At 71.6% G+C, this 17,744-nt stretch carries 16 protein-coding genes; 7 read left to right on the top strand and 9 right to left on the bottom strand.

The genetic code is table 11. The annotated features are described in order from the left end of the window. Nucleotides 1–25: 25 nt before the first annotated feature. Nucleotides 26–1,594 carry a serine/threonine-protein kinase gene (locus WME95_RS22015; RefSeq protein WP_437910426.1) on the bottom strand — a complete coding sequence of 523 codons (1,569 nt, stop codon included), beginning with the start codon at nt 1,592–1,594 and terminating at the stop codon, nt 26–28. A gap of 366 nt (nt 1,595–1,960) precedes the next feature. Then, a complete protein-coding gene (locus WME95_RS22010; RefSeq protein ID WP_437910425.1) occupies nt 1,961–4,363 on the bottom strand; it encodes a DEAD/DEAH box helicase in 2,403 nt (800 codons plus the stop codon). Nucleotides 4,364–5,005: 642 nt separating this feature from the next. Here WME95_RS22010 and WME95_RS22005 point away from each other — a divergent pair. The 5 genes from WME95_RS22005 to WME95_RS21985 all read left to right on the top strand — a co-directional run bounded on the left by WME95_RS22005 (nt 5,006) and on the right by WME95_RS21985 (nt 8,603). After that, nucleotides 5,006–5,359: a DUF4398 domain-containing protein gene (locus WME95_RS22005; protein ID WP_437910424.1), complete on the top strand. Its 354-nt coding sequence runs from the start codon at nt 5,006–5,008 to the stop codon at nt 5,357–5,359. Nucleotides 5,360–5,385: 26 nt separating this feature from the next. Then, nucleotides 5,386–5,853, top strand: a complete 468-nt coding sequence (locus tag WME95_RS22000) for a DUF4398 domain-containing protein (RefSeq protein WP_437910423.1) — start codon at nt 5,386–5,388, stop codon at nt 5,851–5,853. A gap of 191 nt (nt 5,854–6,044) precedes the next feature. Continuing rightward, a complete protein-coding gene (lspA, locus tag WME95_RS21995) occupies nt 6,045–6,728 on the top strand; it encodes a signal peptidase II (protein ID WP_437554446.1) in 684 nt (227 codons plus the stop codon). A 184-nt stretch (nt 6,729–6,912) separates the two neighbouring features. After that, on the top strand, nt 6,913–7,662 hold the full coding sequence (lspA, locus tag WME95_RS21990; protein ID WP_437910422.1) for a signal peptidase II: 750 nt from the start codon (nt 6,913–6,915) through the stop codon (nt 7,660–7,662). 2 nt (nt 7,663–7,664) lie between these two features. Continuing rightward, nucleotides 7,665–8,603: a prolipoprotein diacylglyceryl transferase gene (locus WME95_RS21985; RefSeq protein ID WP_437910421.1), complete on the top strand. Its 939-nt coding sequence runs from the start codon at nt 7,665–7,667 to the stop codon at nt 8,601–8,603. Between the two features lie 271 nt (nt 8,604–8,874). Here the strand turns inward: WME95_RS21985 and tatC are convergent, their stop codons facing one another. The 3 genes from tatC to rlmN are packed head-to-tail and all read right to left on the bottom strand — an operon-like array spanning nt 8,875 to nt 11,758. Further along, complete coding sequence (tatC, locus tag WME95_RS21980) at nt 8,875–9,765, bottom strand: twin-arginine translocase subunit TatC (RefSeq protein WP_437910420.1); 891 nt, start codon at nt 9,763–9,765, stop codon at nt 8,875–8,877. Continuing rightward, nucleotides 9,762–10,472 carry a Sec-independent protein translocase protein TatB gene (gene tatB / locus WME95_RS21975; protein ID WP_437910419.1) on the bottom strand — a complete coding sequence of 237 codons (711 nt, stop codon included), beginning with the start codon at nt 10,470–10,472 and terminating at the stop codon, nt 9,762–9,764. The genes tatC and tatB overlap by 4 nt, the downstream gene beginning before the upstream one ends. 44 nt (nt 10,473–10,516) lie before the next feature. After that, on the bottom strand, nt 10,517–11,758 hold the full coding sequence (gene rlmN, locus WME95_RS21970; RefSeq protein WP_437910418.1) for a 23S rRNA (adenine(2503)-C(2))-methyltransferase RlmN: 1,242 nt from the start codon (nt 11,756–11,758) through the stop codon (nt 10,517–10,519). Nucleotides 11,759–11,809: 51 nt separating this feature from the next. Between rlmN and WME95_RS21965 the strand changes: the two genes are divergently transcribed. Then, nucleotides 11,810–12,112: a hypothetical protein gene (locus WME95_RS21965; protein ID WP_437910417.1), complete on the top strand. Its 303-nt coding sequence runs from the start codon at nt 11,810–11,812 to the stop codon at nt 12,110–12,112. Between the two features lie 74 nt (nt 12,113–12,186). Here the strand turns inward: WME95_RS21965 and WME95_RS21960 are convergent, their stop codons facing one another. From WME95_RS21960 to WME95_RS21950, 3 genes are read right to left on the bottom strand one after another with little or no spacing between them, the layout of a single operon-like run. After that, nucleotides 12,187–12,714: a hypothetical protein gene (locus tag WME95_RS21960; RefSeq protein ID WP_437910416.1), complete on the bottom strand. Its 528-nt coding sequence runs from the start codon at nt 12,712–12,714 to the stop codon at nt 12,187–12,189. Then, nucleotides 12,711–14,375, bottom strand: coding sequence for a hypothetical protein (locus WME95_RS21955; RefSeq protein WP_437910415.1), 1,665 nt, complete (start codon nt 14,373–14,375; stop codon nt 12,711–12,713). The genes WME95_RS21960 and WME95_RS21955 overlap by 4 nt, the downstream gene beginning before the upstream one ends. 4 nt (nt 14,376–14,379) lie before the next feature. Continuing rightward, nucleotides 14,380–14,736, bottom strand: coding sequence for a DUF6531 domain-containing protein (locus tag WME95_RS21950; RefSeq protein WP_437910414.1), 357 nt, complete (start codon nt 14,734–14,736; stop codon nt 14,380–14,382). A gap of 47 nt (nt 14,737–14,783) precedes the next feature. Here WME95_RS21950 and WME95_RS21945 point away from each other — a divergent pair, with 47 nt between their 5' ends. Then, nucleotides 14,784–16,247 carry an alkaline phosphatase D family protein gene (locus WME95_RS21945; protein ID WP_437910413.1) on the top strand — a complete coding sequence of 488 codons (1,464 nt, stop codon included), beginning with the start codon at nt 14,784–14,786 and terminating at the stop codon, nt 16,245–16,247. Nucleotides 16,248–16,350: 103 nt separating this feature from the next. Here the strand turns inward: WME95_RS21945 and WME95_RS21940 are convergent, their stop codons facing one another. Beyond that, nucleotides 16,351–17,733, bottom strand: a complete 1,383-nt coding sequence (locus WME95_RS21940) for an OmpA family protein (protein WP_437910412.1) — start codon at nt 17,731–17,733, stop codon at nt 16,351–16,353. Nucleotides 17,734–17,744: the final 11 nt, after the last annotated feature.

Genomic DNA, 17,744 nt, shown 5'->3' with positions numbered 1-17,744 from the left:
GACCGAGCGCCGCAAGCGATGCGGCTCACGGGGGGGCCGCGGCCGGCGCGGTGGCGGGGGCGGTGCCCGCGGCCGGCGCGGCACCTGCGGTAGAGCCCGCGGCCGGCGCAGCGCCCTCGGCGGGGCTCGCGGGAGAAGGAGCTCTTCGCAGGGGCAACAGCGCGGCGTGCACGGCGGCGGTGATCTGCGGCTGCACTGCCCGAACGGCGCGCTGCACGGCCGCGGGGGAGGCTGCGCTCGGTCCGCCGCGGCCGACGCGCACGCTGGCGACCGCGATCCCCGCCAGCGCTGCGCAGGCGATCGCCGCCGCGAGCAGGCGCTGCCGCGTCGCCCCGGCCGGCGGCAGGACCGCGCCCGGCGCCGAGGAAGGCGGCCGCGCCTCGTCGCGCGGCCTCGGCGTCAAGGAGACCGCCCCCCTCAGGCTCGACGCCTGGAGCGGCTCGAGCGAGCTCTCCTCGACGGACGCCGGCGCCACGGCGTGGAACCCGCCGCTCACCGGGGCGCTCGACGGCGCCGGGAGCGCCGCGTCGATGCCATCGAGCGCATCGAGCGCCTCGGCCTCACCACCGAGCACCTGCGACGCTGGGCCGGGGCGTCGCGTCGCGCGCAGGGTGAAGGGGCTGTCCGCGTCGGCGCGCGTCAGCTCGCCCCCCTCCAGGTCGTCTTCGTCCTCGGGGAGCTCGGGCGTGTGGGGGCCCGGCGGACGCGACTCCGGCGACTCCTTCAGCGCGGCGCTCACGAGCGCCCCGAGGTCCTCCGGCGTGCCGATCTCGTGGCCTGCCTCGCGCAGCGCCTCGATCGCCTCCAGCATCGCGCGCGCGTCGGGGAAGCGGTCGTCCCGGCGCGGCGCGAGCGCGCGCGTGAGGATCGCCTCCAGCGCGGGGCTCACCTCGGGGCGCAGCTCGCTCGCCCGCAACATCTGCCCCTCGCGCGCCGCCGCCATCCGCGAGGCGGCGCTGCTCCCGGGGAAGGGCCGCGTCCCGGTGAGCATCTGGAACAGGACCACCCCGAGGGCGAACACGTCGGCGCGCGCGTCGACGCGCTCGCCGTCGAACTGCTCGGGCGGCATGTAGCTCGGCTTCCCGACCAGGTCGCGCCTGGCGGCGTCCCCCACGTCGCCCCGCGTGGCGATCGCCACGCCGAAGTCCGCGATCTTCACGACGCCGCTCAGCGAGATGAGCACGTTTCCAGGGCTCACGTCGCGGTGCACCATCAGCCGCCCCTCGGCGGCCGAGCGCTCGTGCGCGTAGCCCAGCCCCTCGAGCACCTGGGCGGCGACGAAGAGCGCGATCGGCACCGGGACGGACTCCCCGCGCGCCCAGAGCCCCTTGCAGAGTCGCCCGAGATCCGTCCCGGACACGAGCTCGAGCACGAGGTAGAAGTCGCCCGCATCGTCGACGCCGAAGTCGAGCACCTCATCGATATTCGGGTGCTTGAGGCGGGTCATCATGCTCGCCTCGGCGATGAAGAGCTGCCTGAGATCGTCGCTGCCGGCGTGCATCGGGACGATTCGCTTGATGGCGACCGGGACCTCCTCGCCGTCCGGCCCGAGCGCGACCGCGCGAAACACCTCGCCCATCCCGCCGCGCGCCATCCGCGGTCCAATGGCGTAACGCCCCAGAACAACCCCCCTCGATGGCGCGCTCTCCACGGTGCCCCGACTCTAGATTGCACCGAGGGGCGGGGTAAAGGGGCGACAGCGCTCAATCTCCAGAGACGCTGCGGTCGATTGCAGAAATCGACTCGTGGTGTTCCCCTCTGCGCCGAAACATGGCTGTCACATCGTCAGCGCGGGCGGCGGCGACACGTCCACGACGAGCGCTCATCGCGAGCGTGGCAGGGGCTCAGGGGCGCAGAGCGAGGTGGGTGTCGCTGGATCTGCGTGGGCCGGGCACCCGTCCGCTCAGGACATGATGCGCGGCGCGCCGCTGCGAGCGCCCGGAGGCGCTCGGCGCCGGGCTCACGCCTGGTGGAGCAAGATCGCGAGGAGCCCGAGCGACGCGCGCTTGCGCTTCGCGTCGATGCTCTCCGTGGCGCCGACGCAGAGCGGACAGCCGGCCTCGTCGCAGCGGCAGCCGGCGATGAGCTGCCGCGTGCGCGCGAGGAGCTCGTCGCGCTGCTCGTAGATGCGCTCGGAGAGCCCGACGCCGCCTGGCACGTTGTCGAACAGGAACAGCGTCGGATCGAAGACCCCGGCCGCCTCTCCGCCGGCCGGGACCTCCCGCGCCTCGCTCCCGTCCTCGAGCGTCTGGCCGATGTCGCGCGGATCGCACATGAGCGAGAGCGTCGCGACCGTCTCCAGCGCCCGCGCGATCCCGCGCAGGCCGTCGATGGCGGTCGCGCGGCCGAGGCCGAGCTCCTCGCAGAGCGGCTCGGGCACGGTGAGCCAGAACGAGGTCGTGTGCATCTGGATGTCGGGCAACCGCACGTCGCCGTATCCCGTGTTCTCGTGCGTGTAGAACTTGATCTTCTTGTACCCGACCACCTTCTCCACGATGCTCACCTCGCCGAAGGCGGCGGTCGCCCGGCCGAGCGGGGCGGCCGCGCTCTCGTCGAGGATGCTCACCTTCCGGTGGGTGAGCGCGGTCGTGAAATAGTCGGGGACGACCTTCGTCACGAAGGCCTTGTGGTTCTCGTAATCGAGCCGCTCGACCTGGTACTGCTCGCCGTCGTGCTGGTAGATGGCCTGTTCGTGGAGCATCGTCGGCGCCGCGCGCCAGTCGAGCTCCGCCAGCGTCTTGCCATGGGCCTTGTCGATGATGACGAAGTTGTCCCAGCCCACCGAGCGCAGGCTCACGTGGTTCGCCGGATACGCGTCGCTCGCCCAGTGGAAGCGATCGTTCGACTCGTGCACGACCCCGTTGTCCTGCAGGAAGCGGAGCGCCGCCACGGTGTCGTCCGGCGGCATCGCCGCGTAGGGCTCCCCCTTGAGGAACGGCAGCTCGAACGCCGCGCATTTGAGGTGCTGCACCAGGATCTCGGTGTTCTGCGGATCGATCCGGGCCGACTCGGCGCCGCGCTCCAGCAGGTAACCCGGGTTCCTCGCGAGGTACTGGTCGAGCGCCGCGCTGGTGGCGCACAGGACCGCGATGCTCGTCTTGCCGCGCCGGCCCGCCCGGCCGAAGCGCTGCCATGTCTCGGCGACCGACCCGGGGTAGCCGGCGCAGATCACCGCGTCGAGCTCGCCGATGTCGATGCCGAGCTCGAGGGCGTTCGTGGCCACGACGCACAGGATCTCGCCCTCGCGCAGCCCCCGCTCGACCCGCCGGCGCGTCTCCGGGAGGTAGCCGCCGCGGTACGCCATGATCGCGTCCTCCGCCCCGATCTCCTTGCCGACGCCCTCGCGCAGGTACTTCAGCATGATCTCGACCGAGTTGCGCGACTGGCCGAACACCAGCGTCGGCACGCGGGCGCGGGCGAGATCCCCGGCGAGGCGCACCGCGCTCTTCAGGGTGCTGGCGCGCACCCCGAGCTCCGCGTTCACCACCGGCGGGTTGTACAGGAAGAAGCGCCGCGGCCCCCGCGGGGCGCCTGACTCGTCGATGAGCTCGAGCTCGTCCTCGGCGATGCCCAGCAGGCGCGCGGCGTGCGCCCGCGGGTTGCCGATCGTCGCCGTCGCGCAGAGGAAGGTCGGGCTCGATCCGTGGAACGCGGCGACGCGGCGCAGCCGGGCGAGGACGTGGGCGACGTGCGACCCGAACACGCCGCGGTAGGTGTGGAGCTCGTCCAGCACGACGTAGCGCAGGCGCTGGAATGTCCGCGCCCAGTGCGCGTGGTGCGGCAGGATCCCCGCGTGGAGCATGTCGGGGTTGGTCATCACGATGGGGCTGCGCTCGCGCGCCGCCCGCCGGGCGTCGCCCGGCGTGTCCCCGTCGTACACGATCGCCGGGATCGTGAGCCCCGCCTCGCGGATGAGGGCGTGCAGGCCGGCCTCCTGATCCCGGGCGAGCGCCTTGGTGGGGTACAGGTAGATCGCGCTGCCGCCCTGGCCCGACGCGGCGCCCTCGGCGAGCGCGTCGAGCACCGGGAGATGGAAGCAGAGGCTCTTGCCGCTGGCGGTGGGCGTCGCGACGACCACGTGCCGCCCCGCCCGCGCCGGCTCCGCCGCGGCGCTCGGGCCTGCCGGCGTCGCGCGGGCCGCCGCGAAGGCCCGCGCCTGGTGGTCGTAGAGCCGATCGATGCCGCGCCGCTCCAGGGCGCCACGGAGCGCCGGCGAGAGCGCGTCGGGCATCGGCGCGGTGCGCGCGTCGGCCGGCGGAAGCTCGCGATCCGCGGTGAAACAAGGGCGGACATAGCCGGAGGCAAGCCACGACGAGATGACGGTCTCGACGCCGGTCTCGATCTTCCAGGGGGGCGACGGCATGACGCAGGTATACTAAACAGATGCGCCGTGTCACTCAACCGGATCGGGCGCGACGCACACGTCGGCCGCCGTGGCGCGGCGCTGGCCTGCGCGGCCGGGATCTCGGAGGCGGCGCGCGGGTGAGGGGAGGGCGGCGCGCCGCGGGTGAGGGGAGGACGGCGCGCGGGTGAAGGGCCGGCGCGGCAGGCGCGGCGGATCGGCGCGGCAGGCGGGCGTGGCGGGCCGGCGCGGAACGCGGTCGCGGCGGGCTGCCGCGGCAGGCGGGCGTACAGCGGAGAGGGGGCATCTCCCGTCCTCGAACGAGATCCGGTGTCTTGGGCTCTCCTGTGGTCCAGTTGCCGCACGCGACGCACACGGGGGCTCCGGCGAATGGCTCGTTTGCGCGCAACGGATGGGAAGCGCGGATACGGCGCGTGAGGCGATGTCTCAGTGTCGTCGTGATTCCTTCTGCACCGACGGACGCAGGGCGGCGCCTCTCGCGTGCGCGCTCAGGCGCCGCCCCGAGGCCGTCGGCCCTGGTGTGCTGGTTGCCTGAGGACGAGCCGATCGACGACGGAGATCCGGAGTCGATGATCCCATCCGCTCTCTCACCCGCCTTCTCCGGGCGACCTCTCGTCCGGGGCTGGCAACGAGGTGTCGCACATGAAAAACGCAGTGTTCTTGACGCTCTTCGGCGCGTCGCTGGCGGGGTGCGCCGCGTACGCTCCAAGCTTCGGCGAGCGGCTCGGCGCGTCGGAGGCGATGATTCGAGCCGCCGAGGAGGTCGGAGCCGAGGAGGAGCCGCGGGCGGAAGCCCACCTCCGCCTCGCCCGGGAGCAGGTGCAGCGGGCGACGCGGCTGTCGGAAGGCGGCGTGCCCGATCGGGCGCAGCGCATGCTCCTGCGCGCGCAGGCGGACGCGGAGCTCGCGCTCGCCCTCACGCGCGAGGCGCAGGCTCAGGCCCGCACGCACGAGGCGCTCGAGGAGGTCGGATCCATCCAGCGGCAGCTCCGCTAGGGCTCGCCGAGAGGAGGCGCGGAATCATGCGAACCAATCACGGGACAGTGGCCATTCTGCTCGTCGGCGGTCTCCTGGGGTGCGCGAGCGCCCCGCTCCCGCCGAAGGAGCTCATCGAGGCGAGGAAGAGCTACGAGCGCGCCCGGGCGAGCGCGGCGGCAGAGCTCGCGCCCGCGGACCTGCGCGGCGCCACCGAGGCGATGGAGCGCGCGGAGCGGGCGTTCGCCGGGGGGAGCGAGCTCGCCGAGGCGAGGGATCTCGCGTACCTCGCGGGGCGCCGGGCGCAGCTGGCCGAGTCGCTGGGGCGCGCGGCGGCCACGGAGCGGCAGCGCGGCGCGGCCCTCCAGGCGTACGGTGAGGTGCACCTCGCGCTGCGAAGGAGGGGGGCACCGGCGGTCGACCCGGCCGGTCCGACCGATCCTCCCGGACGGGAAAAGGCGCCGGTGCGACCGCGCGCCCCGGAGCGTCCGGTGGTGATCCTGAACCAGCGGTGAACCGGCGCGGCGATCGGCGGAGGAGGCGCGGGCGAGCGCGGAAGACGGAACCGGAAGGCGCGAGGGGGAAAGCGGACGAACAGACGAACGGACGAACGGACGAACGGAAGAGCAGAAGACGACCGCCGCCGGGCATCGCCCTGCTCGAGGCTGTTTGCTCCGTGCCACGCCATCGCGTAGAAGCGAAGACGATGTCCTCGGACGCACCGCAAGCGTCGCCCGTCGCGCACCTTCCCGACGACCTCCCCAGCGAGGAGCGCGCCTCGCTCCGCTTCTTGGCCGTCGTGGCGCTCGTCTCGTGCGCCGCCGACCTGGTGACGAAGGGGTGGGCGCACGCGCGCCTCGCCGGGTTCGACCCGAAGCGGTCGGGCGCGAAGGTCCTCACGATCATCCCGGACCACCTCGATTTCATCTTCGCGCAGAACCCCGGCGGCGCCTGGAGCTTCCTGCGCGGCCTCCCGGACGGCCTGCGGCGGCCGTTCTTCCTGTTCGTCTCCGCCGCGGCGATGGTCTTCATCTTCTCGATCTACCGGCGCGTCCACAGGGACCAGACGGGGATGAAGTGGGGGCTCGCGCTGGCGCTCGGCGGCGCGATGGGCAACCTGGTCGACCGGATCCGCTACGGCTGGGTCATCGACTTCATCGACGTGTACGTGATCCGCGGAGGCCGGGAGTTTCACTGGCCGACGTTCAACGTGGCCGACATCGCGATCGTCGCGGGGGTCATCCTGATGTCCAAGGACATGATCGTCGCGACCCGCAGCGCGAGCGCGCCGTCTCCAGACACTCGCGGCGCCTCGGAGGGCCCGGCGGGCGGCGACCCCACACCTCCGCTATCGACGGAAGCGCCTCCGCCTGTGCCGCCGGCCAGCTGAAGGACGCGAGCGGGCGGCTCGGCCGGAGCAGACGGCGCGCGGCGCGGCGCCCGGGTGTGGCGCGGCGCGCCCAAGTCACGCACGTCACGTGACACGCGCAAGGCGTGAAAGACGCGCGCGGCGGCGCCTGCGGAGGGAAGCCTTTGCCGGAGCGCTCGGTTTGTCGTAGAGGAACGCGCTCCGCATGACTGAAGACGCGACGCCGCGAGACGCTCCCGTTGAGACCGAAGGTGCCCACGCGGAGTCGCATCGCTCCGCGCCCGTGAACGCGCCGGCCGGCGAGCCGCCGGCCTCCGCCGGGGAACGCGACAACGAGGGGCGCGGCTCCTCGCAGGAGGGGGACGCCGACGACGTGGTCGCGCCGACGAAGCCCGCCTACCGGCCGTCGTACGTGTTCCTGATCGTCGTCGCGGCCATCACCCTGGCCGCCGATCTCGGCACGAAGTGGTGGGCCAAGGACCGGCTGGAGCCGCAGGCGCTCACGGACCTCACCGCCGCGCGGCCGCTCTCGTTCCGGAAGATCGAGGTGATCAAGGATCACCTGAACATGATCTTCGCGAAGAACCACGGCGGGGCGTGGGGCATCCTGGGCGACGAGAGCGAGGCGATCCGCCGCCCGTTCTTCCTGGTGGTCTCGCTCGCGGCGATCGTCTTCATCGTCTCGCTGTACCGCAAGCTCCACCCCTCCCAGATCGCGCTCAGGTGGGGGCTGCCGCTCGTGCTCGGCGGTGCGCTCGGGAACCTGGTCGACCGCATCCGTTACGGGTACGTCATCGACTTCATCCAGGTCCGGCTCACCTCGACGTTCGTGTGGCCGACGTTCAACGTGGCCGACATCGCGATCGTCGTCGGCGTCGGGCTGATGGCGATCGACATGTTCTCCCCCCACCGCCCCGAGCTCAAGGCGTCCGGCGCGAAGGCGTCCGCGGGCTGATCATGCGGCCCGAGCTGTTCCGCCTGCTCGACGTCGCGTTCCCTGCCTACTTCCTTCTGCTGCTGACCGGCTTCCTCTTCGCGACGGCCATCGGCGCGCTGTGGGCGCGGCGGATCGGCGAGAACCCGGATGTGATCGTCGACCTGGGGCTCGCCTGCCTGCTCGCGGGCGTCGTCGGCGGCAGGCTCCTCCACGTCGTCGCCGACGGATACTTCTGGGATTACGTGCACCTCTGCACCGACCCGTCGCTTGTCGACTGGAAGGTCGAGCAGGCGCTCTGCGCGTCGCGGTACCACGGCGTGTGGGACGCGGCGAAGGGGGTATGCCACCCGATCGAGCGCGATTGCCTCGCGTGGGCGAAGTTCTGGGCCGGCGGCCTGACGTACTACGGCGGCTTCGTGGGCGCGTCGGCGATGGCGTACTGGCTGCTCAAGCGCGATCGGTTCCCGTTCTGGAAGGCAGCGGACATGGCGGGCTTCGCCGTCCCGCTCGGCCTCGGGTTCGGCCGGATGGGCTGCCTGCTCGCCGGCTGCTGCTTCGGCCTGCGCACCGACGGGGCGTTCGGGCTCTCGTTCCCGCCGAACAGCCCCGCGAGCGAGGCGCAGTTCAAGCTTCTCGAGCTCACGAGCCCGCGCCTGCCGTCACACCCGGTGCACCCGACGCAGATCTACGAGTCGGCGATGTCGTTCGCCATCGCGGCGATCTGCCTGCTCTACGTGCACGGGCGGAAGCGGTACGACGGGCAGGTCTTCGCGACGTTCCTCGGCCTCTACGCGCTCGGGCGCTTCGTGCTCGAGTTCGCGCGCGCCGACGACCGCGGGGGCTTCGTCGGCCTGTCCACGTCGCAGCTCATCGGGCTCGCGATGGCCGGCGCCGCGGTCGCGATCCACGTGGCGCGGAGCCGGAAGGCAGCGCCCGCGGCGGCTGCGCCCGCCGCCTGACCTGCGCCGCCGCGGAGGACGGCGCGCGGAAGGAGCAGCGCAGCGGTCTGCTGTGCGCCACGCCGCGGCGGAGGACGGCGCGTGAAGGAGCCTGCGCCGCCGCGGAGGACGGCGCGCGGAAGGAGCAGCGCAGCGGTCTGCTGTGCGCCACGCCGCGGCGGAGGACGGCGCGCGAAGGAGCAGCGCAGCGCTCTGCCGTGCGGCGCGCCGCGGCGGAGGACGGCGCGCAGCCGACGCCGCGCAGGCGGCCCGGCCGGCGCCGCGCCGCCCGTCAGCCCTTGGTGACTTCCTTCTCCTTGCGCGCCTTGTACGCCGCGCGCTGGGCGTCGGTCGGCGGCTTGCCGAAGAGGTACGCGAGGCCGATCGAGAGCACGTAGAGCAGGCACATCGGCACGGCCATGACGAGCTGGCTCGTGATGTCCGGCGGCGTCAGGACGGCGGCGAGAATGAAGGCGCCGAACACGAACCAGCGGCCGAACAGGATGAGCTGGAGGTAGTTGACGATGCCGGCGATGGAGAGAAAGAGCACGATGAGCGGGATCTCGAAGATGATCCCGAAGCCGAGCAGGAGCTGGGCGACGAAGTCGAGGTAGTCGCCCATCATCACGGTCGGCGTGATCGTCACCCCGTCGCCGCCGACCGTGCCGGCCAGGCTGAGGAAGTAACCGAACGAGATCGGGAAGGCCGCTCGCCAGCCGAACCAGCCGCCGCCGACGAACAGGATCGTCGAGAACAGGACGAACGGGATGACGTACCGCTTCTCTTTGGCGTAGAGGCCGGGCGCGACGAACGACCACAGCTGGTAGAAGATGAACGGCGAGGCCATCGCCGCGCCGCCGATCATCGACAGCTTGAAGTAAGCGACGAACGCGGCCGCGGGCGCGCCGAAGTGGAGCGAGGGGTTGCCCGACAGGTTCTGCTCGCGCCACGCCTGCACGAACGGGACGGTCAGGAAGTGCAAGAGCTCCTCGCGCACCTCCCACCCCACGACGCAGGCCGCGAAGAAGACAAGGATGCTCCGGACGAGCCGCTTTCTCAGCTCGTCGAGGTGCTCCCAGAACGACATCGGCTTGTCTTCGCCCGGATCCTCCGCGGCGTCGCTCGGCGCGCCCTCCGCGCCCGGGGAGCCGCTCTTCACCGCCGCCGCCTGCTCCTGGCTCATGACGTCGCTCCGTTTCCGGTCGCCACGCCCTGCGTCGCCGCGGCGGTCTGTGCGGTCGCGGTCGCTGTCGCCGCGGTGGTCTCTGCGGTCGCGGTCGCTGTCGCCGCGGTGGTCTCTGCGGCCACGGGCGTTGTCGCCGCGACGATCTCTGCTGTCGCGGGCGCTGTCGCCGCGGCGGTCTCTGCGGCCACGGGCGCAGTCGACGCGGCGGACTCGACGCCGACCGTGGCGTCCGCCTCGTTCGCGGTCTCCGTGGGGGTCGCGCTCTCTGGTGTGGCCGGCAGGCCGGCGGCGCCGTCCAGGGCCGCGTCCAGCGTCACTCCGTAGGCGTCACAGCCGAGGACGGGGTACTCGCGCTCGCGGGGCGGGTTCACGACGGGCGGCGGCGGCTCGGGATCCGGCGGCCTCACGCGCGGCGTGGACGAGGCGATCGCACCGGCGGTCACGGCGCCGACGACGGGGTTCACCAGCGTCTCGATCACATTGACCCGCGACAGGGCGCGGAGCTCGCGGAGCTCACGCTCGAGCCCCTCCTGGCGGATCAGATCGTCGATGCCGCTCTGCGTCCGGAGATCCGTGCTCAAGCGGCGGAGCTTGGCGATCCAGCTCCCCGCCGACCGCATCATGGCAGGCAACCGCCGGGGACCGACCACGATGATGCCCACGATGGCGAGCACCATGATTTCGCCGAAGCTGAAGCCGAACACGCGCGCAAGCTAGCGCGCGTGGGAGCAGGGATCCATAGCGACGCTCACGCTGGCCTGGGCGGCGCGCTCGGCCCGACGTCGGCTGCGCCCGCGGTCGCCCCGGCGCGGGGCGGCGCCCGGCGGCCGCCCGGTCGCCGCGCCTCCGCCGAAGGCCGCGCGAGCTGCCCGCACGCCGCGCCGACGTCGCCCCCGCCCGAGTAGCGCACGATCGAGCCGACGCCGGCGGCGGAGAGGACCGCGCGGAAGGCGTCGAGCCGCGCCGAGCGCACGAACGGATCGGCCGACGCGCCGCGTTCATCGCCGCCGTCCAGCGAGGGCAGGGGATCGTCGGGCGCGCCGATCGCGTTGTAGGGGATGAGGCTGAGCCGGGGAGAGATGCCGTGCTGCGCCGCGAAGCCGCGGACGAGCGCGGCCAGGCACGCGGCGTCCTCGTCCGTGTCGTTCTGGTCCGCGAGGAGCGTGTACGCCCACATCGGCGCGTGCCCACTCGCGCGCGCGTGCTCGCCCACGGCCGCGAGGACCTCCTCGAGCGGGTGCGCGCCGTCGATCGGCATGAGAAGGCGCCGTTTGCCGGGGCGCACCGAGCCGAGCGACAGGCCGAGCCGGACCGCGGGGACCTCGGCCGCGAGCCGCCGGATGCCGGACGGGAGCCCCGCCGTGCAGACGGTGATGTTGCGCATGTCGATGGCCTGCGCGCTCGGCTCGGAGAGCACCCGGATCGCCTGGATGACCCGGTCGGCGTTGGCGAGCGGCTCGCCCATGCCCTGGAACAGCACGCCGTGGACGCGCGCGCCGCCGCCCACGGTGGCGTCGAGATCGCGACGGATGAGCCGCACCTGCTCGACGATCTCCCAGGCCTCCAGGTTGCGCGTGAGGCCCATGCGCCCGGTGGCGCAGAAGGCGCACGCGAGCGCGCAGCCGACCTGCGAGCTCACGCACGCCGAGTACCGGCCCGGCCGCTCGAGCGGGATGCGCACCGACTCGACCGTCGCGCCGTCCTCGAGGCGGAAGGCGTACTTCACGAACGGATCCTCGGCGCTCGCGCGCCGCTCGACGAGCGCGAGCGTCCTGATCTCGCCCGCCGAGCGCGCCGCGTCGAGCGCGGCGCGCCGGACGGTCGCGGGCGCGCGGGCGGGGAGCTCGCCGAGGCGGTGCGCCAGGGAGACGATGCGGCGCGCGTCGGTGAGGTCGATGCCGCACGCGCCGGCGAGCTCCTCCGGCAGCACGGCCTGGAGCGCGAGGCGGGGGCGGCGTTCGTCCGGGCTGCTTCGAGGGCTGGGATCCACGGCGGATACCGACTAGCGCGCCAGGGCGGCCCAGTCTACGGCCGCGCGCGCATGTTTCGGCGGATCCACCGGAGGGGGCGCGGGGTCGCGCCGTTCCTTACGTCGGGGCTCGCCCTCGCGCGGCGCGGCGCGAGCTACGACGTCGGCGCCTTGTCGCTGGGGGTGGGCGTCGTCCTGAACCGGCCGCTGGAGGAGCTGCCTGGGTCGCTGGGGATCGACCTGCACGGGCAGCTGTCGGTGCTGCCAGAGGTGGCGGTCGAGAACGACAACCCGGCGGATTTCGTGGGGGATTACCGGGCCGACGGGACGATGCTGAATCTGGGGGGCGACGGTGACGGCGGCGTTCTGAGGTGATGTTGTGCGAGGAGCGAGCCTCTGCGGCATGCCCGTCGGCGTGCCAAGACGATTGAGCGCCGGCCCGTACTACCTCAATTATCCCAAAAGGTCGTCGCCTTCCATCCCCCTGTCTCGCCGTCCAGAACCTGGATGTGCTCGTGGCGGGCCGTGTCGCTCAGCTCAGTCAAGGCCTCGTCGCTGCCAGAAATCGCGACCTTTGTGGTTGTCCAATGTTGCTTAGCCCATTGGACAACAGGGATCAGCTCGCGAGAGCTGCGCGCCCGTAGCTCGACTACGGGCGTACTGTGTGGTGGGGCGGACTCCCAGACAGTGTATGTTGAGGAGACATACAGTCTTGCTCTCGGATCGCTGCACTCTGGCACGAGCGGGACGTTGAAGTGCCCAGGGAGATCGTGCCATGCTCTGAGCGGAATCGTCAGGAGCGGGCTCTCGTGTGACATCGCGTCGAGATGAGAGTTGAACGCGATGCGCTCTAGCCATGAGATCGTACTTCCGCAAACAAAGCCGAAGTGGCCGTAGGCTACGTCGCAGAGCCAGATCGCCCCGGTGGCGTCGCGCAGGTAGGATTCAAACTCCGGGCCACCTCCGAGACAGATCATGTCGATATTCTCCCACGTGTAGAAGGGCCATTCGACCCGAACGATCCGAGATGATCCAGGCGCGACGACGACGTTCTGGGGAGCCGCTTGCCGCGCGGCGCGCGGAAGATCCTCGAGGCACCAGAGCCCAAGCCACATGTCCCCCTCGCCAGGTCGAAGGAGCAGGGTTCGCCCGAGCTGCCGCACATCTTCGGGCACGCTTGATGTTCCCCCACCCACGCAGGCTCGCCCGGCCGCACCACCGGCCCTGCCTGCGGGCTCATCACCCTCACCCCCGCGACGAGCCCATCCGGTGTCACGTCCTCGGCGATGCGTCCGCCTGCCGGCAGCGCCCGCTCCACCAGGTTGCCCGCCGGATCGTAGGCCAGGCGCAGGGCCCCCGCCGCGCCCAGCACGACCTCGACCACCCGCCCCGCCGCGTCGCGCGCGATGTCCATGGTCCCGAACGGACCCGCCGTCCGCACCGCGTTACCGAGGGCGTCGTACGCCGTCTCCGTCATCGTCCGCTGGTTGCCGCGCGGGACGGTCTCGCGCACCACGCGCCCGCGCGCGTCACGCGTGTACTCGCAGCTGACCTCTCCGCTCGTCACGTACTCCATCCGGCCGAGCGGGTCATAAGCGATCTTGTCCCTTCGCCCGTCCGAGAAGCTGCGCTCGATGAGCCGCCCGCACGCGTCGTAGACGAGCTCCACGTGACCCGCGCCGTCCCGGATCTCGGTGATCCGACCCATCGCATCGTGGCGGTAGGTGATCCGGCGTCCATCGAACGTCTGCTCCTCGACGACGCGCCCCTCGCCCCGGCGCGCGTACCGGTGCTCGTCGCCGGCCTCGTTCACCACGCGCACGAGATCCTGCTCGCGATAGTGGAAATACCGCACCGAGCTGCCATCGGGCCGGACCACCTCGGTCACCACCCCGATCCCTCCCCAGCGCAGCGTGGTCACGCGCCCGTCGGCGTCGACGATGCGCGAGAGGCGGCCGTCGGCGTCGTGATCATAGCGCTCCGTCGCGCCGCTCGGCCGCCGCGCGGACACGAGCCGCCCGCACGCGTCGTAGGCGTAGGCCGTCTCGAGCCCCCGCTCGTCCACGAAGCCCGTCACCCGTCCCAGGAAATCGTACCGAATCCGCCGCGTCGACCCGTCGGGTTCGATCACGGTCACGCGGTTGCCGAGCGCGTCGTACTCCATCCGGGTCACGCCGCCGTTCGGGAGGGTCGCCTCGACCAGCAATCCCCGCGGGTCGTAGCGGAACGCCGCCACCAGCCCGAGCTCGTCGGACACCTCAGCGACATCCCCTTGCGCGTTCCGCTCGTAGCGGGCGACCCCTCCGAGCGCGTCCCGCACCTCGGCGATGCCGCCCAGCTCGTCGTAGGCGTAGTCCGTCTTCGCGCCCATCGGATCCACCTCTGCGCGCAGCCGCCCGATCGTGTCGCGCTCGCAGCGCCACGCGTGCCCGAGGGCGTCGCGGTACTCGAGCACGTTGCCCGCGGCGTCGAACCGGTACGAGTGCAGGCCCCCCTGCCACACGACCTTGTCCGCCTTGTCCAGGGGATTTCCCTCGATGCGCCGCTTCGACCGCGAGGTGATCACCTCGGTGAAGACGCCGTGATCCTCGATCTTGACATGGCAGAACCCCCTCGCCCTGGTCTCGCCGTCATCCAAGGTGTCAGGCAGCTCGCGGTCGAGCGCGTAGTTGCCGGGTCGCTCGCACCACGTCTCGACGCAGCGGCCCCGGTCGTCGTAACGAAATTGCGCGACGAGCCCCCCGGGCTCCCGGCGCCGGATCAGCCGGTGCTCCTCGTCGTGCTCGTTCCGACGAGTAGCTCCGCTCGATGAACAACGGGATGGGCCCCGGCAGCGCGAGATCGACGACCTTGGCCGTGTAGACGCGCCCGGTCACGGGATCGACCGGATCCCCCGCCGACGTGCCTCCGCCGCGCCTCGCGAGCGCCTCGGGCGAGCCGAAAAACTTGCGTCCGGCCGCCCGCGACGAAACATAGGGGAGAGTGCCCGCCAGGACCACGACGCCTCTTCCCTCAGCCTGACGAGCTCTCGCCAGAGAGGCGGACCATGGCGTTCAAAAGCGCAGTCATCGGACACACGACGCAGACAACCAGCAGGATCTTGGCCGTCTTCGAGAGGCCCAAGGGGAGGGCGAGGCTGGCGTTCGCGGACGACAACGGCGTTCGCACGCTCGACGTGCCGATCAACAGCGCGCCGCCCTTCGGGCTCGCCACGTTCGAGCTGAGCGGGCTGAGCGGCGAGAGGGTTCGTTATGGCATCGTGGAGCACGACGCAGGAGATCCGCTCCCCACACCCGCCGACAACCTGAGCATCAACGGCTCCGCCTTCCGCACCGTCACGAACGGGCCGATTCGAATCGGCCTCGTGAGCTGCAACGACATCGACAACCACGAGTTTCCCAAGGAGCGGCGCGGGGCGATGTGGCGGGCGCTCAAGGCCCTCGTGGACGAAGGGAAGGTGAACCTCCTGGTTCACGCCGGTGACCAGATCTACGGCGACGGTGATCCCACGGGCTGGTCGGCCTCGGAGGGGCGCACCGCCGCGTACCGCAGGCACTACGTGCAGACGTGGTCGCACCCTGACGTGGCGGCGGTGCTCGGGAGCTGCCCGAACGTCATGATGTGGGACGACCACGAGATCTACGATGGCTGGGGGTCGAACAACAACGACGGCACCCCGCAGGCCGTGGAGCGCTACAGGGCCGCGGAGCAGGCGTTCAAGGAGTTTCAGGTGGCGCTGAGCCCGAGGGACCGCTTGAGCAGCTCGGGGTTCGGCTGGATCGCGAAGCACGGCGACATCGCCATCCTCGCGGTCGATGGGCGGTCGCAGCGCTCGTGGAAGAACGGGGCGATCCTCGGCAAGCAACAGCTCGACGACCTCGAGCTCAGGCTCAACGAGCTCGCGGCGCTCGATCTCAGGCACCTCTTCGTCGTGGTCGGCACGCCCGTCGTCTACCTGCCGCTCGCGGCCGCCGAGGCCCTCACGAACACGTTCAACATGGCCTCCATCGACGACATCCGGGACGGCTGGGCTGCCTCCAACAACCAGAACGAATGCAGGCGTTTCCTTATGTCTCTCATGAATTTCGCCGGCTTCAGCCCTCGCACCCAGGTGACGCTCATGGGCGGCGACATCCACGTCGGCACGATGGCGCACATCGACACGGTCCTCGGATTCGGGAAGCCGCGCTCGCGACCGCGCCTCTATCAGGTGACCGCATCCGGCATCGCGCGCCCTGCCCCCAAGGGGATGTCCCGCATCATCCTCTCGCTGCTGACGAACGGCGGCAGTCAGAACCTGTTCAACGGCGACATCAAGGGATTCCTCCGGGAGATCTCGGGGGCCGATCACAGGTACTGCGTCACCCATCGCAACTTTGCGATCCTCGATCCGAGCGACGGCGCAGACGACTGGGACAAGAACAACAACCTGGTGGTCCGCTTCCACGTGGAGAAGGACAACGGCGGCGTCGGCGTCCTCGAGCAAGTCCTCCCGAGAGTGCACACGTAGGCGCCGGCCGGGCATGCGCCGGCCTTATGACGGCGCCGGTACCCTGCTTCCGCAGGCCGGCGCCGGTACCTTGCTCCTTCCGTGGAGGGGGTGAGTCGCCGCTTCAGAGGCTCAGGACCATGACGTCGATCCGGCGGTTCTGCGCGCGTCCGCCGGCGGTGTCGTTCGACGCCACCGGTTGCTCGGCGCCCATCCCGGCCACCTCGATGCGATCGGGAGCGATCTGTCGCGCGGTGAGCTCGTTGCGCACCGCCTGGGCTCGCGCCAGCGACAGCGATCTGTTCCCCTCGGCGCCGCCCACGGCGTCGGTGTGCCCTTCGATGCGCACCCGCGCGGAGGGATAGGCGTCGAGGATGACGGCCAGCGCTTCGAGCTTCGGCCGCGAAGCTTCGGTCAACTCCGTGGTCCCGAAGCGGAAGGTCACGCCTTCCATCGAGAAGCGCTTGGGGCCATCCGCGGCTCCGGCGTCGAGGTACCGCGCGATCTCCGCCTCGGAGCCGTGCTCGTCGACGGAGAGGACCTTGCCGCCCGGGAGCGTCATCTCTCCGGCCGTGATCCTGAGCTGCTCGACGATCTCCGGCGCGTTGGACGGCGCCTCGCCGGGCGCCTCGGCGCGCGGCGCCTCGACCTGTGGCGGCGGTTCGGCCTGCGGCGGCGCGGCGGGCTGAGCGAGCTCGTCCCTCGGAGCCGCCGCGATCGGGGCTTCGTGCGTGGGCTCGGCGGCGGCGCGCTCCGCCCTGCGTTCGCGGGCGAACGCCCAGAGGCCTCCGAGCACCGCCGCTGCCAGCAAGGTCGGGAGCAGCCATTCTCGCGTCTGACGCTGACGGGCAGGCCCTTCACGCGAGGGGAGCGGCGTTGACGACTCCGTCGTTCGGGACGGGACGGGCGATACCGCATCGTGCGGCCGTTCGCGCGCCGCCGCCGCGACGAAAGGAGCGCTCGCCGCCATCGAGGGAGCGAGGAATCCGGCGAGGCCCGCGGGGGCGCGCGGATCGTCCTTGAAGGATTGCTTGTGGTGAGAGAGCAGATCGGCGAGCCCTCGCGCGGTCAGCCCTCTCGACCTCACCTCGCGGCCGAGGACACACGCGACGATCGGAGCGACCAGGCCGAGCATCGCGGTCGAGCACCGCTGCTCTGCGCCGGAGGAGCGGGAGATGAGATCGATCATCCCGCTCGCGCGGTCGCCGAACAGGCGGGCGATCATCGACTGCCCATGGTGCGAGAGCTCCTCGGCCTGCTCGGCGCGGAGGGGACCTGCCCTCCCGAGCAGACCTTCGTAGTCCCGCTCGGTGATCATCCTGAACAGCTGCGCTGCGCCGCTCTCCGAGGAGGCGACCTGAGCCATTCCGGCGAGCAGCGTCGGCACCGAGCTCTCCGCGGCGCCGCGCACGTTCGTGGGCGATTCATCGCTCAGGCCCAGCCCCTTCGTTGCGACCGAGATGAGCTCGGGCGTCAAGAAGCCCCTGGTGGTGTCCAGCAACGACATGGTTCCGATCC

Source organism: Sorangium sp. So ce327 (assembly GCF_051530205.1).
Lineage (GTDB): Bacteria > Myxococcota_A > Polyangia > Polyangiales > Polyangiaceae > Sorangium > Sorangium cellulosum_B.
Note: the sequence above shows the minus strand (reverse complement) of the source record. Positions and strands in the feature narration are given on the sequence as shown.